At 58.7% G+C, this 14,792-nt stretch carries 13 protein-coding genes; 7 read left to right on the forward strand and 6 right to left on the reverse strand.

Annotation, left to right across the window (positions count from 1 at the left end; translation table 11 throughout):
* Nucleotides 1–28: 28 nt before the first annotated feature.
* The 6 genes from fusA to J5W70_RS01685 all read right to left on the reverse strand — a co-directional run bounded on the left by fusA (nt 29) and on the right by J5W70_RS01685 (nt 6,697).
* Nucleotides 29–2,176 (reverse strand): elongation factor G, encoded by a 2,148-nt coding sequence (gene fusA, locus J5W70_RS01660; RefSeq protein ID WP_022397786.1) that lies wholly within the window; start codon nt 2,174–2,176, stop codon nt 29–31.
* 63 nt (nt 2,177–2,239) lie between these two features.
* A complete protein-coding gene (gene rpsG, locus J5W70_RS01665) occupies nt 2,240–2,713 on the reverse strand; it encodes a 30S ribosomal protein S7 (protein ID WP_022397785.1) in 474 nt (157 codons plus the stop codon).
* A 27-nt stretch (nt 2,714–2,740) separates the two neighbouring features.
* Nucleotides 2,741–3,124 (reverse strand): 30S ribosomal protein S12, encoded by a 384-nt coding sequence (gene rpsL, locus J5W70_RS01670; RefSeq protein WP_102721861.1) that lies wholly within the window; start codon nt 3,122–3,124, stop codon nt 2,741–2,743.
* Between the two features lie 408 nt (nt 3,125–3,532).
* Nucleotides 3,533–4,213, reverse strand: coding sequence for an acyltransferase family protein (locus J5W70_RS01675; RefSeq protein ID WP_330013385.1), 681 nt, complete (start codon nt 4,211–4,213; stop codon nt 3,533–3,535).
* Between the two features lie 502 nt (nt 4,214–4,715).
* Nucleotides 4,716–6,260 carry a 2,3-bisphosphoglycerate-independent phosphoglycerate mutase gene (gene gpmI, locus J5W70_RS01680; protein ID WP_022397781.1) on the reverse strand — a complete coding sequence of 515 codons (1,545 nt, stop codon included), beginning with the start codon at nt 6,258–6,260 and terminating at the stop codon, nt 4,716–4,718.
* A 5-nt stretch (nt 6,261–6,265) separates the two neighbouring features.
* Entirely contained in the window at nt 6,266–6,697 is a 432-nt protein-coding gene (locus tag J5W70_RS01685; RefSeq protein ID WP_022397780.1) for an acyl-CoA thioesterase, read from the reverse strand.
* A 126-nt stretch (nt 6,698–6,823) separates the two neighbouring features.
* On the opposite strand from J5W70_RS01685, the gene J5W70_RS01690 reads away from it, so the two are divergent.
* The 7 genes from J5W70_RS01690 to recO are packed head-to-tail and all read left to right on the forward strand — an operon-like array spanning nt 6,824 to nt 14,708.
* Nucleotides 6,824–7,975: a sensor histidine kinase gene (locus tag J5W70_RS01690; protein WP_022397779.1), complete on the forward strand. Its 1,152-nt coding sequence runs from the start codon at nt 6,824–6,826 to the stop codon at nt 7,973–7,975.
* Nucleotides 7,972–9,375: a sigma-54-dependent transcriptional regulator gene (locus J5W70_RS01695; RefSeq protein ID WP_022397778.1), complete on the forward strand. Its 1,404-nt coding sequence runs from the start codon at nt 7,972–7,974 to the stop codon at nt 9,373–9,375. Before J5W70_RS01690 ends, J5W70_RS01695 begins: the two co-directional genes overlap by 4 nt.
* Nucleotides 9,372–11,255: a hypothetical protein gene (locus J5W70_RS01700; protein ID WP_022397777.1), complete on the forward strand. Its 1,884-nt coding sequence runs from the start codon at nt 9,372–9,374 to the stop codon at nt 11,253–11,255. Before J5W70_RS01695 ends, J5W70_RS01700 begins: the two co-directional genes overlap by 4 nt.
* An 8-nt stretch (nt 11,256–11,263) precedes the next feature.
* Nucleotides 11,264–11,524 carry an exodeoxyribonuclease VII small subunit gene (gene xseB / locus J5W70_RS01705; RefSeq protein ID WP_022397776.1) on the forward strand — a complete coding sequence of 87 codons (261 nt, stop codon included), beginning with the start codon at nt 11,264–11,266 and terminating at the stop codon, nt 11,522–11,524.
* Nucleotides 11,505–13,391, forward strand: coding sequence for a 1-deoxy-D-xylulose-5-phosphate synthase (gene dxs / locus J5W70_RS01710; protein WP_102727666.1), 1,887 nt, complete (start codon nt 11,505–11,507; stop codon nt 13,389–13,391). Before xseB ends, dxs begins: the two co-directional genes overlap by 20 nt.
* 7 nt (nt 13,392–13,398) lie before the next feature.
* The gene (locus J5W70_RS01715) at nt 13,399–14,172 is read left to right on the forward strand and encodes a tetratricopeptide repeat protein (RefSeq protein ID WP_022397774.1); all 774 of its coding nucleotides are present in this window, start codon (nt 13,399–13,401) and stop codon (nt 14,170–14,172) included.
* Nucleotides 14,172–14,708 carry a DNA repair protein RecO gene (gene recO, locus J5W70_RS01720; RefSeq protein ID WP_022397773.1) on the forward strand — a complete coding sequence of 179 codons (537 nt, stop codon included), beginning with the start codon at nt 14,172–14,174 and terminating at the stop codon, nt 14,706–14,708. Before J5W70_RS01715 ends, recO begins: the two co-directional genes overlap by 1 nt.
* The last annotated feature ends 84 nt before the right edge of the window (nt 14,709–14,792 follow it).

Below are 14,792 nucleotides of genomic sequence, written 5' to 3' on the forward strand. Positions count from 1 at the left end.
GTCTATTGGTTATACTTCAAAGGTTTGTTTATTTAGCCTTCTCGGTGACGATCTGGTCAACGAGGTTCTGAGGCACCTGTTCAAAGTGGGAGGGCTCCATGGAGTAGGAGGCGCGGCCACTGGAAAGGGTACGGATGGCGGTGGAATAACCGAACATTTCGGACAAGGGAACCATGGCCTTCAGGATGCAGGCGTTGGCCTTGTTTTCCATGTTGCTGATCTGGCCGCGGCGGCGGTTCAGGTCACCCATGATGTCGCCCTGGTAGTCGGTCGGCGTGGAAGCTTCAACGGACATGATGGGTTCCAGCATGATGGGCTTGGCCTTCTTGAAGGCGTCCTTCATGGCGAAGATGGCGGCCATCTTGAATGCGTTTTCGTTGGAGTCCACTTCGTGGTAGGAACCGTCCACCACTTCAACGTGCACGTCCACCACCGGATAACCGGCGATAACGCCCGTGGTCATGGCTTCATTGAGGCCGGCATAGACGGCGTTCATGTATTCCTTCGGAATGGCGCCGCCCACGATCTTGTTTTCGATGGTGAGGCCCTTGCCGCGTTCGTTCGGCTTCACGTCAATCACCACGTGGCCGTACTGGCCGCGGCCGCCGGACTGCTTGACCAGCTTGCCGTCGCCATGGGCGGGGGCAGTGATGGTTTCGCGGTAGGCGATCTGGGGCTTGCCGATGTCGGCTTCCACCTTGAATTCGCGCATCAGGCGGTCAATGATGATTTCCAGGTGAAGTTCACCCATGCCGGAGATCAGGGTTTGTCCGGTTTCTTCGTCGGTCTTCACGCGGAAGGTCGGGTCTTCTTCAGACAGGCGGCCCAGAGCGTTGGACATTTTTTCCTGGTCGGCCTTGGTCTTGGGTTCCACGGCCATGGAAATAACGGTTTCCGGGAAGGTGGGGGGTTCCAGGCAGACATCGTTGTCCGGGCTGGTGATGGTGTCGCCCGTGGTCACGTTGCGCAGGCCCACGATGGCGGCGATGTCGCCAGAGTATACGGCGTCAATGTCCGTGTGCTGGTCAGCCTGGATCTGGATGATGCGGCCCACGCGTTCCGTCTTGCGGGTGCGGGGGTTGTACACGGTGTCACCCTTCTTGAGGACGCCGGCGTACACGCGGATAAACACCAGCTTGCCGACAAACTTGTCAGCCCAGAGCTTGAATGCCAGAACCATGGGCTTGGCATCGTCCGTAGCGGTAATCTTGAAGGTTTCTTCCGCATCCAGCGTGCTTTCAGCGTGGGCGGGAACGGTTTCCACCGGAGAGGGGAGGTAATCCACCACGGCGTCAAGCAGGAACTGGACGCCCTTGTTCTTGAAGGCGGAACCACCGGCAACGGGGATGAACTTGTTGGTGATGGTGGCGCGGCGGATGGCTTCCTTGAGTTCCTTGGGGGTGAAGGGTTCTTCCATGAGAACCTTTTCAGCAAGTTCGTCGTCCACGTCGGCCACGCGGCTCACCAGTTCATGGTAGGCCAGTTCGGCTTCTTCCTTGAGTTCAGCGGGGATTTCCTCAACCGTGTAGGTGGAGCCCAGACGGTCGTTGTCGGCATACATGACAGCCTTCTGGTTCACCACGTCAATCTGGCCGCGGAGCTGGTCTTCAGCGCCGATGGGGATCAGAATGGCGGCGGCGTTCGCACCCAGCTTGTTGTGGATGTCGTCCAGCACGTTGTTGAAGTTGGCGCCGGTACGGTCCATCTTGTTCACGAAGCACATGCGGGGAACGCTGTACTTGGTGGCCTGGCGCCATACGGTTTCCGTCTGGGGCTGCACGCCGGCCACACCGCAGAATACCACGATGGCGCCGTCAAGCACGCGGAGGGAACGTTCCACTTCAGCGGTGAAGTCAACGTGCCCGGGGGTGTCAATAATGTTCAACTGGAAGTTTTCGCCTTCGAACATTTTGCTGATACCTTCATTTTTCACCTGCTTCCAGTTGGTGGTAACGGCAGCGGAGGTAATGGTGATACCGCGTTCGCGTTCCTGCTCCATCCAGTCGGTAGTGGTGGAACCGTCGTGGGTTTCACCGATCTTGTGGATCATGCCGGTGTAGAAAAGAATACGCTCGGACAAAGTAGTTTTGCCGGCGTCAATGTGAGCGGAGATACCGATGTTGCGGTAGCGCTCAAGGGGAGCCTTGCGATTGGGATTGTTTACGTGATCGGACATAGTGTCTGGAAAGTATCTGTAATGATCGAAAGTGAATGGTTCGGCTGACAGTCGCTGAAGGGATTACCAGCGGAAGTGGGCAAAGGCGCGGTTGGCCTGGGCCATCTTGTGAACGTCGTCGCGCTTGCGGACGGAGGAACCCTGGTTGTTGGCGGCTTCCTTGATTTCGTTGGCAAGAGCCTTGTGCATCGGCACGCCCTTGCGGTTGCGGGCGTAGTTCACAATCCAGCGCATGGCCAGGGATTCGGAACGGGCCGGGTCCACTTCCAGAGGCACCTGGTAGGTGGCGCCACCTACGCGGCGGCTCTTCACTTCCACACGGGGCTTGGCATTTTCAATGGCGCGGGTGATCACTTCCAGGGGATCAATGCTGTCCGTGCCTTCGTTAGCCATGTCGATGGCGGCATAAACAATGCGTTCCGCAAGGGAGCGCTTGCCATCCAGCATAACCTTGCTGATCAGTTTGCCAACAAGAGAGCTGTCGTAACGGGGGTCACGACGTTCGATTTTTCTATAGACGCGTTTACGGCGGGCCATAATATATAGTAGGTAAGATGTTAATGTTTACTTGGCGGCAACCTTCGGACGCTTGGCGCCATACTTGGAACGGCCCTGGCGGCGCTTGTCAACACCGAGGCAGTCAAGAGCCCCGCGGACGATATGGTAGCGAACACCCGGCAAGTCCTTCACACGACCGCCGCGAACGAGCACGATAGAGTGTTCCTGGAGGTTGTGACCTTCACCGCCGATGTAGGCGATCACTTCTTCACCATTGGTAAGACGGACTTTAGCCACTTTACGAAGAGCCGAGTTCGGCTTCTTGGGCGTACGGGTCATTACCTGGAGACAAACACCGCGGCGTTGCGGGCAGCTATGAAGAGCGCGTGACTTGGACTTCTCTTCCGGAGTAATACGTCCCTTGCGGACGAGCTGATTAATGGTCGGCATGTTTTCCTGCTTTGGTTGTGGTTCGTCGGTCTGGTCCGATATTCAAGGCGAACATCCCTTTCAGTAAGCAGGAAGCGCGCCTTTTTTCCGGAGGCAAACCCGATAGAAAACGTATTTCTTGCGCCTTTCGGCGCGTTTGGGGACGGCCAATATAACGTGATTTTATATCATGACAAGTCTTTTATTCATCTTTTCCTAAATATTTCATCCGTGCCATTTTCCCCTGCTCTTTCCCAAGCTTCATTCCGGGTTGCCGGCGCCTTTTTCAGCCTCTTCCCCACCTGGCGGACCTCCACATGCTGATAGACGAAATAGGCGATAACCAGGGAAACACACAAGGCGATTCCCAGAATAAAACTGGGGGGCCATCCACCCGCCACTTCATTCCCGCGCCAATCCCCGCCCATTTCAGGGGGAGGCAGGCAGGGACGGCAGGCGGACGCTCCACAGGGAGGCAATGCACAGGGCAAAGATGACGGAAGAAACAACGTACCCCGGGAATGAATAGTTCAGGGCTCCGGTTCCTTCATGGCTGGCGGCGGAAGAAGCCAGCAGCCACGCCGCGCCTGCTCCAATCCAAAACCACCGCCATGGACTCTTCCACTGTTCCATATTCCAGGACGCACACCACATCCCCAGCAAAAACTGCCACAGGTGGAAACTCACCTGATAATACAGCCTGCCGTAGTCCATCACGGTGCCGCTCCGGAACGCAGCAAAAAGAACGCTTGCCGCCAGAAGCCACAGGAACGGCCTTTTCCCGTAATAACGGTAAAGCCACGGAAACAGCGCCAGAAAGGCCATGATGCAGACGATGAACCAGACCGCCGCATTCCCCATCATCTTCCACATCGCAAGTGTCGGCGCGGCTATCAGCAGCGTGACTCCGGCCCACGCCGTCGCCTGCTGGCCTTCAACAAGAAGAACGGCGAAACCGGCAGTCCAGACAATCAACAGCACCGGCAGCAGGCGCCAGCCTTTTTCCGGCAATATTCCCCGATGCTTCCTTGTGTGAAACCTCCGGCGGATCGAACGGCCAGAAAACCGCTCAAGACAAAAAAGCCATCCACAGCCACGCTCCCTCCGCAATTCCCCCCCTGTAATGGAAAAAGACGACCGTCAGGCACAACAAAATTCTCAGCAGATCCAATCCATAATTCCTGACAGGCAGCATATCCGGAAACCAACGGATAAGCAATCCGTGGTCAAGCGGTGTTTCCAAGGGAGAAAAACTTGCGATGACTCCCCCTTGCCTATCGGAAGCCGTTTGCATGGAAAGGGAAAACCTTCGGAACTGCGTGCCCGGACGGGATGCGGCGCAAGCCTCTCCGGCATCTCAATTTGAAAGGGAACGTTAGCGAACCCTCTTCCCTAAAGCCGGTACATCCTGGCGGACGTTTGCATTCCAGTTCCACAAAGGACTGCTCCGCTCCCCGTGGACAGGGGAATGCTTCCCCGTCTCCAGTCTGTAACGGATTGCTTATCCGCATCCTTTTCCGGCGTTTTTCCGTCAGGGCAACACGGAGACAAAAAAATCCGTTTCCAGCCACGCAAGCCGGAAACGGATTCCAAAGATCAACTGCGGGAACCGTTATTTTTTCGGCGTCACCAGGGAATGCCCGGACATTTCGGCAGGCTGTTTCAGCCCCATCAGGTTCAGCAGGGTGGGGGCCACGTCCGCCAGAATGCCGTTGGAGAGGCTGATCTGGTCCTTGTCGTCCGCCACGTAAATGAGGTCCACAAGATTGGTGGTATGGGCCGTGTTCGGGGAGCCGTCCTCATTGCGCATGTGTTCAGCATTGCCATGGTCCGCGGTGATGAGCAGCTTGCCGCCCAGGGCCAGCACCTTCTTCACGCACTTTTCCAGGGCGCTGTCCACCGCTTCGCAGGCGGCGACTCCGGCTTCCACAAATCCGGTATGGCCCACCATGTCCCCGTTGGCAAAATTCATGATCACCACGTCGTACTTGTCCACGGCGTCCACAAACTTGTCCGCCACTTCCTCCGCGCTCATCTGGGGCTTGAGGTCATAAGTGGCCACTTCACGGGGGGAGGGAACCAGAATGCGGTCCTCGCCGGGGAACTGCGTTTCCACGCCTCCGTTAAAGAAGAAAGTGACGTGGGCGTATTTTTCCGTTTCCGCAATGCGGAGCTGAGTCTTCCCGGCTTCCGACACAATCTGTCCGAAAATGTTGTCCAGCTGCTCCTGTTCAAAAACGATGGGGGAGGGATACTTGGCATCGTACTCCGTCAGCGTCACATAATGAACCCTGGGCGTCACTTCACGGTCAAAGCCGTCAAACCCGGGATACAGGAAGGCATCGCTCATCTGGCGGGCGCGGTCCGCACGGAAGTTGAAGAAAAACACCACGTCATTATCGCGCACGCGCTGTTCGTTGCCGTAGGCAAAAATGCCGGGCTTCAGGAATTCATCCGTCTCGCCCTTGGCGTAGCACTGTTCCACATATTCGGAGGGGGAACAGGTGCACTGTTCGCCGCGGCCCAGCACGATGGCGTCCCATGCCAGCTTGTTGCGGTCCCAGCGCTTGTCGCGGTCCATCGCATAGAAGCGGCCGATAACCGTGGCGATTTTCGCGCCGTAAGGCTTGATGGCTTCTTCCAGTTGGCGCATGAATCCGGCCCCGCTGGTGGGGGAACAGTCACGGCCGTCCGTGATGGCATGGATGCAGATGTCGCGCACGCCCGCTTCATAGGCGTATTTAACGATGCCTACCAAATGGTTGATATGGCTGTGCACGCCGCCGTCGCTCACCAGGCCGAGCAGGTGCAGGCGGGAGCCGGCGGCCTGGGAAAAAGCGGTCTTCAGCACGGAATTTTCACCCATGGAGCCGTCCTTGATGGCGTTGTCCACCCGGCAAAGATCCTGGAAAACCACGCGGCCAGCGCCCAGGTTCAGGTGCCCCACTTCGGAGTTGCCCATCTGCCCGTCCGGAAGGCCCACGTCCTCCCCGGAAGCGCCCAGCAGGCTGTGGGGATAGTTGGCCAGGAGGTAATCAGTAAAGGGGGTATCAGCCAGAACAGTGGCGTCACCGTACTCTTTCGCGACATCAGGCCCCAACGGATTGCGGCCCCAGCCGTCGCGAATGACAAGAACGACAGGCTTTTTAGAAGACATGGGCCTTATTTACAGGCATCCCCTCCTTTTGAAAAGCCTGAAATCAGGCATTCCTTCTCCGACTCTGAAATAGCCTGCGGTTTCCCCCCCTTCCCCACGCGGACAACTACATACCTTCCACTCATGACCGGATGCTCCGAATGGAACACCGCAAACTTCCATTCCAGCGAACTGGTTCCCACCGCTCCCAGGCTCAATTCAATGCTCAACCAGTCGCCCAGACCGGCGGAACTGGCGTAATCCACCTCCACATGCACGCGGGGCCAGCCGCAATCGGGGGAAAGAACCTCCAGCCCCCGGGAACGCAGGTACTCGTGCTCCACCTCCTCTACCAGGCACAGCAGCCGGGTGAAATGAGCCACGCCGGAGGCGTCCGTATCGTGAAAGGCTACCTGGCGCGTTCTGACAAAGGGGATGCAGGGAAGTTCTTCAGGCATGCCTTCATCCTGCCTCCTTTCCCGGAAGCATGTCCAGCCGCAAATGCGTGACAATATGTCACATCAGCTTGATTTGTGACATCCCTCTCTTTATATATAGGGGCGAGCCCGGACGGAAACGCCGCCATGAAGAAAGACACCATCGATAAGCTGATCGGCCGCATTGACCATATCAAGGAAGAGGACCTCCAGCGTTTCTTTGTAAAGCTGGCAGAACAGCAGGGTTTTTTCCAGCAGGTGTTTGAAGCCATCCAGGAAGGTCTGATCCTGCTGGACAGCAAGGGAAAAATCCTGTTTGTCAACCAGGCCGCCCTCAAGCTCCTTGACAAGGAACGCGGCCAGATCACGCCGGAAGACTTCTGCATCTTCCTGGGCAGGGACTGCACCTGGGACACCATCCAGCAGAGCCGGACCGCCGTTTCCCGGGACGTGGAGATTTTTTATCCGGAGCACAAATTCCTGAACATTTTCATCTCCCCCATCGGCGGCAGGAACCAGGGCCATCTGATCCTGATACGGGATGAAACGCCCCGGCAGAAGAAAAACGCGGAGAACATCGAGGCGGAACGCCTGAACGCCCTCACGCTGCTGGCCGCGGGGGTGGCCCATGAAATAGGCAACCCCCTCAACTCCATCGGCCTTCATCTCCAGCTCCTGGCCCGGAAGGCAAAACAACTGCCCGCGGAGTACCGGACGGACATGGAAGAACTGCTGAAAACGGCAGAGAGCGAAACCACGCGGCTGGACGTCATTCTGAAACAATTCCTCCAGGCCATCCGCCCCACCAAGCCCATCCGGGAACCCCACAACATTGAAACCATCATCATGGAGGTCCTGAAACTGCTGGAGCCGGAAATCCGCCAGCGCGGCATCCAGATCAACACGGACCTCCAGCCCAGCCTCCCCATCCTCAGCCTGGACCCCGTCCAGATCAAGCAGGTCTTCTACAACCTGATCAAAAACGCCTACCAGTCCATCCCGCCGGAGGGAGGCACCATTCTGGTTAAAAGCGGTTATACGGATGACAGCGTGTTCGTCACCGTGGCGGATACCGGCTGCGGCATTTCCCCGGAAGTCATGGGCAGCATTTATGAACCTTTCCTGACCACCAAGTCCACCGGCTCCGGCCTGGGCCTGCTCATCGTGCGCCGCATCGTGAAGGAACACGGCGGCTCCATTACCCTGGCCAGCCAGCCGGGGCAGGGAACCACCATCACGGTCTTCCTGCCGCGCGTGGAACGCACCATCAGGCTCCTGCCCTCCTCCATCCCGTCATGAAGATGCCCGTTCTGCTGATCGTAGATGATGAAAAACCCACGCGCGACGCCCTGCGCATGGGCTTTCAGGACGATTACGAAGTGTACACCGCCGCCAATCTTTCCCAGGCCGTCACTCTCCTGCGGGAGGAATCCCCGGACCTGGTCCTGACGGACCTGCGGCTGGGCGGGGAAAGCGGCATGGACGTGCTGAAAGCCGCGGCTTCTCTGCCCCATCCCCCCCAGAGCATCATGATGACCGCCTACGGATCCGTGGACGCCGCCGTGGAAGCCATGAAACAGGGCGCGTACGACTTCGTCACAAAGCCCCTGAACCTGGATGCCGTGGAGCTGGTGCTCAAAAGGGCGCTCCATACCCGGAACCTGGAGACGGCCAACCAGGAGCTCACCACCCGCATCCAGGCGGACTCCGGCCTGCAAAAACTGCTCGGACGGTCCGCCGCCATGGAACACGTGTTCTCCATCATCCGCCAGGTGGCGCCCAGCAAGACGACGGTGCTGATTGAAGGGGAAAGCGGAACCGGGAAGGAACTGGTGGCCCAGGCCATCCATTCCCTTTCCGGCAGGCCGGAGAATAAATTCGTGGCCGTCAACTGCGCGGCCCTTTCCCCCCAGTTATTGGAAAGCGAGCTGTTCGGCCATGAAAAAGGCTCCTTCACCGGAGCCGGGCAGCGCCGCATCGGCCGCTTTGAACAGGCGGACGGCGGCACCATCTTCCTGGATGAAATCGGGGAAATAGACGCCGGAACGCAGGTCCGCCTGCTGAGGGTGCTGTCCGAACGGACCATTGAACGCGTAGGCTCCAACACGCCCATCCCGGTGAATGTGCGCATTATTGCCGCCACCAACAAATCACTGAAGAAACTCGTCCAGGAGGGCAAATTCCGGGAAGACCTCTATTTCCGCCTCAACGTGGTCCACATCCAGATGCCCCCCCTCCGGGACCGGCGGGAGGACGTGCCCCTGCTCGCCACCGCCTTCCTGAAAGAATTCGCCAGGGAGAATAACAAGGAATTCAAACCCCTTTCCCGGGACGCCCTTGACGCCGTACGGAACTACTCCTGGCCCGGAAACGTGCGGGAGCTGCGCACAGCCATGGAGCACGGCGTCGTCATGAGCAACTCCGCCAGCATAGAACTTTCCCACCTCCCACCCCGGCTGCACGCGCAGCAGCAGCCGGCCGCCCTGGGGAGCATGGCGCAGGAACAGTTGGAGGACAATGCCCCCAGCACACAGAATGGGCTTGTCCCGGCAGGGGTTTTGAATTTATCCTTGCTGGAGCGGAATGCCATCCAACAAGCGCTGGCCCGGTCAAACGGCAACAGAACGGCGGCAGCCCACCTTCTGGGCATCAGCCGCCGCACCCTTCAACGCAAATTACAAGATATTCAACCTTCATGAATGCGCCCACCACGGCATCCCGCACACCGTTTATTATCATCCTCATCCTGCTGCTGGCGATTACGGGTGTGCAGTACTTTTTCAATTTTAACGGACTGACCGCCAGCGCCGCCATGGACCAGGCCCAGATCGCCCGGAACGTGGCCAGGGGACAGGGGATGGCCACCAACTGGCTGAGACCCATCCAGATGGTCTCCGGGAGCACCCGCGCCGGCCTCAACCCCTTTCTTTCCGACGCCCAGATCCGCGAACAGGAAACCATTCTGGCGGGACAGGGGGAATCCCTCGTCAATCCGGAAAAATTCAATCCCTACGCCCTCCGGGACACACGCAACGCCCCTCTGAACATCCTGGTGGAAGCCGCCGTCTTCAAGGTGGCCGGCGTCCACAAGTTTGACCTGTGGAGCATGACGGGTAGCTCCATGATCTACCTGCCGGACCGCATCGTGGCGGGCATTTCCTGCATGTTCTTCATCCTGGCTGTCCTGAGCTGCTATTACATCCTCCACCAAATGTTTGACGTCACCATCGCCAGCTTCACCTGCCTGACGATGATTCTCAGCAACCTCTTCCTGCAATACGCCACCAGCGGCCTCCCGCAGATGATGATGCTCTTCTTCTTTGCCTGGGGCATCCATTTCCTGTCCACGGCCCTGCAAAACAGGGAGGAGAAGCGTAAATTCCTGATGCCGCTCATTTACAGCTCCATCTGTTTTTCATGCGTCTGCCTCACCGGCTGGATCGGCCTGTGGCCCATGGCCGGCTTTCTGATTTTCGTGGGCATCCGCTTCAAGCCTCACGGCCTGTACTGCATTCCGGGACTTGTGATCCTGTTCCTCCTCCTGGCCTACCCCGTTTACATCAACCGCTCCCTCAGCGGAGGCTTCTTCGGAACGGCCTATTACACCATCTTCACGGGGCTGACCGGCAATGAAGAAATCGCGATGAACTCCCTGGCCGCCGGGGACATTCCCATCGCCGCCCAGAAAGCCGTCACCTCTATCGTCAACAACATCCTGACGCAGGGCGACCTCCTTTATGAAAACCTCGGGAACCTTCCCCTGGCCATGGTGTTCCTGCTGGCCCTCCTGCACAAATTCAGAAGGCCAGAAGTCAACCAGGCCAAATGGGGCGTCTTCGCCATGTGGGTGCCCGCCGTCATCGGCATGGCCCTTTACACCTCCAACAAATCCGGTATTTCCCTGGGACAGATTCAAATCCTCTTCGCCCCCTTCTTCACGGCCTACGGCACGGCCTTCGTCCTCAACCTGATCGCACGGCACTCCAACAAGGAGGTAGTCCCCGTCCTGCGGGGCGGCGTCCTGCTGCTCGCCCTGCTCATCACTTCCCTCCCCCTTCTGCTCAGCCTTCCCCAGATGGTGCGGGTGGGCATCCTGACGGCCAGCCGCGGCATTCCGGCATGGCCCCCTTATTTCCCCCCAGGCCTCAACCGGGACCTTCGCGCCCAGACGTCGGAAAAGGATTTCATCCTCACGGACCAGCCGTCCGCCGTCGGCTGGTACGCAGACAGGAAAGCCATCGGCCTCCCCAAAATGGTGGAGCAATTCATGGTGCTGGAACGCATTCTGAAATTCCACGGCGGGAAGGTGGGCAGCATCCTGGTGACTCCCTCATCCACGCTCAATGCGGACCTCCGCACCATTGCCGCCTCCTACGGGGAATTCACCCCCCTCGTTCTGGAAGGCACCGTCCTGCTTCAGACGAAGGACAGGAATCCCGTATACCTCTTTGACCACAGCCGTGCGCTCTACCCCTTGTCGCAACGCTTTGGGACGCCGGACTCCCGCCAATTCATCCAGGGAGCGGACATGATTCTTTACAAAGACCTTCAGGAAACCGCTTCCACCCCTCAACCTTAATTCCCCATATGGCCAAACAACGGAAAAACGCTCCCGGATTTGAAGAATCCGTAGCCCGCCTGGAAGAAATCATACGCTTGACGGAAGCCCCCGTCACCGAACTGGAAGACATGATAGCCCTGGTGGAAGAAGGCAACAAGCTCATCCGCCACTGCCGCGGCATCCTTCATGATGCGGAACTGCGCATCCAAACCCTCAGCAACCCGGAGACCGTCCAGGATGGAACGGATCCCGATGAACCAGACAGCAATGAATTCTCCCTTACCTGAACTTCCGGAGCTGCTGGCAAGCATCCGCAGCCATGCAGACCTGATGAAAATCCCTGAATCGGAACTGCCCCGGCTCGCGGAAGAAATCCGGAACACCCTCATCCACTCCCTTTCCCTCACCGGCGGCCATCTGGGCCCCAACCTGGGCGTGGTGGAACTGAGCATTGCCCTTCACCGCGTCTTTGAAACACCGCGGGACAAAATCATCTTTGACGTTTCCCACCAGGCCTACGTCCATAAAATGCTCACGGGGCGCGCCCCGCTGATTCACACCATCCGCCAGCATGAAGGGCTCTCCGGCTTTGCCAAAATGTCGGAATCCCCCCATGACGCCTACGGCGCAGGCCACGCGGGCACGGCGCTTTCCGCCGCCCTGGGCATGTGCGCGGCCAGGGATCTGAAAGGGGAGGACTACCATGTAGTAGCCGTAGCCGGGGATGCGGCGTTCACCTGCGGCACCACCCTGGAGGCGCTGAACAACATCAGCCAGACCACCAAGCGCTACATCACCATTCTGAACGACAATGAATGGGCCATTGATAAAAACGTGGGCGCGCTGGCAAAATACTTCAACTCCCTGCAAACCTCGGAAACCTTCTCCTGGCTGAGGGACAAGACAGCCTCCTTCATTGAAAAGCTGGGAGGCACGCAGGCCAGGGACTTCGCCTTCAAGCTGGAAGGCACCACCAAGAACCTCATCTTCCCCTCCCTGCTCTTCAATAAATTCGGCTTGCGCTACTTCGGCCCCCTGGACGGGCACGACATCCCCACCCTCATCCGCACCCTTTCCTACATCAAGGACCTCAACGAACCCGTTATCCTGCACGTGGTCACCCAGAAGGGGAAAGGCTACCAGCCCGCACTGGACAACCCCACCAAATTCCACGGCCTGGGCTCCTACTGCGTGCGGGACGGCGAAACGCAGGCAACCGCCACCCCCACCTTCTCCCACATCTTCGGTTCCACGCTGGTGGAAATGGCGCACGAGGACGAATCCGTCACGGCCATCACGGCCGCCATGGCCAGCGGCACCAAGCTGGACCTGTTCAAGGAAGCCTTCCCCAAGCGCTACTTTGACGTAGGCATTGCGGAAGAACACGGAGCCCTCTTTGCGTGCGGGCTGGCGGCGGAAGGCATGAAGCCCTACATCGCCATTTACTCCACCTTCATGCAGCGCTGCATTGACATGATCCAGCATGACGCCGCGCTACAAAAGCTGCCCGTGCGCTTCTGCATGGACCGCGCCGGGCTCTCCCCGGACGACGGCCCCACGCATCACGGCCTGTTTGACATCGCCATGATCCGCAGCATCCCGAACATCGTCTTCATGCAACCCAAGGATGAAGCGGAATTCGTCCACATGCTCCGGACCATGAACCATTACCAGAACGGCCCCACCGTCATCCGCTATCCCCGGGGCTGCGGCGCCGGGGTCCCCCTTCCCTCCACGCCGGAAATCCTCCCCATCGGCAAGGCGGAAGTGCTCCAGACGGGGAAGGACGTGACCCTCGTTTCCCTGGGCACCATGATCGGCATCGCCCGGGAGACGGCAGCGCTGCTGGAAGCGCAGGGTCACACGGTCACCCTCATCAACGCCCGCTTCATCAAGCCTTTGGATGACGAATGCATCCGCCGGCATGCGGCCTCCAGCCGGGTGGTCTGCACCTTTGAAGACCATTCCATCAGCGGCGGCTTCAACTCCGCCGTGCTTGAATCCCTGGAAGCCGGAGGCGTCACCACGCCCGTGGAAGCCATCGCATGGCCGGACCAGTTCATCGAACACGGTTCGGAACCCATCCTCAGAAAAAAATATGGACTCACGGCGGAAGCCGCGCTACAAAAAATCATTCCCCACCTGAATTCCTGACCCATCCATGAAAGCATGCACCTTCCTACTGGCAGCCCTGACGCTTGCCCTTCTCCCCGCCTCCGCGCAGCAAACACCGCCGGAACCTCCGTCCCCGGCGTGGATTCAGGAATTCAACAGCCTGCCGGAAGCAACCAGAAAAAGCTACATTGACCAATTCCGCAAGGCGGAACAGCTCTTTGCGCAGAAGAGAACCATGGAATGCCTCTTCTCCCTGACGGAGCTGGAAAAGCTTTATGCAGGAAACCCGGGCTTATACAATCTCCGCGGCGCATGCTACATTGAAATCCGCAACATTGAAAAGGCCCTGGAAAACTTTGAAAAGGCCCAGAAGCTGGATCCCTCCAACCTCACCATTCAGTTCAACCTGGCGGAAGCGCACTACGTCAATCATGACTATGCCAGGGCGCTGAAAGCCTTCACGGAGCTTCTGCCTCCCTTCAAGGACAATCCCGGCATGACTCCCCTGCTGCAATTCAAGCGCTATATCTGCGCCCGCAAGCTGGACAACCGGCCCCTGGCCAAGGAACTGGAAAACCTGTACGGCCCGATGGACGACACGCCGTACTACTACTGCACCCAGGCCATCATCAAATTCATGGGAGGAGACAAGGACGCCGCCCAGGAACAGCTCCTTTCCGCCATCCGCATCCACGGAGGCACCAGCGCCATCCAGGCCTTTACGGACGCCATGACGGAAGCCGGCATCCTGCCCTCCCCCTACGGGCAGACCGTCCCAACGGAACAACCGGCTAAAACAGGGCTGGAAAAACGCCGCTGATGAATGCGGAAGCGACGGTCCTGAAGCTCTATCCCCTCGGAGAGAACGGCCTGATTGTCGTCTGGTGCACGGAGGAAGGCATCATCAGAACGGCGGCCAAAAGCGCCAGAAAGCCCAACAGCCCCTTTGCCGGGCGCCTGGACCTCTTCTACCAGTGCCGCATGCAGTGGACGCAGGCAAAAACGGGAGACCTGCACTCCCTGACTTCCGCAGACCTGCTCTCCCCCCGCCTGCCCCTCCGGAAAAGCTACCTCCGGCTCAGCGCAGCAGGCTACTTCGCGCGCCTGTTTCTCCAAATGCTGGAGCCGGACACGCCCATCCCGGAATTCTACGACCTCCTGCAACGGGCATACGCCTATCTGGAAAACAACGACCCCACCCTCCGCGCCGTCCTGCACTTTGAACAGGAACTCGCGCGGCTGCACGGCATCGCGCATCCCGGCATTCCGGCGCACGTCATTCTGAAATCCCACTTCGGCAAGCTTCCCCCGCAGCGGGAAAAACTGCTCGGCAGCCTGGAACAAAAAGAAAACTGAACAACATGCCGCATCCTTTTTCACCAGCCGCACGGACTTCCATCCTCCCATCCAACTCCTCCTTCCCTCCGGGGAAGGATACGG

The sequence above is a fragment of the Akkermansia massiliensis genome (assembly GCF_018847375.1).
Lineage (GTDB): Bacteria > Verrucomicrobiota > Verrucomicrobiia > Verrucomicrobiales > Akkermansiaceae > Akkermansia > Akkermansia massiliensis.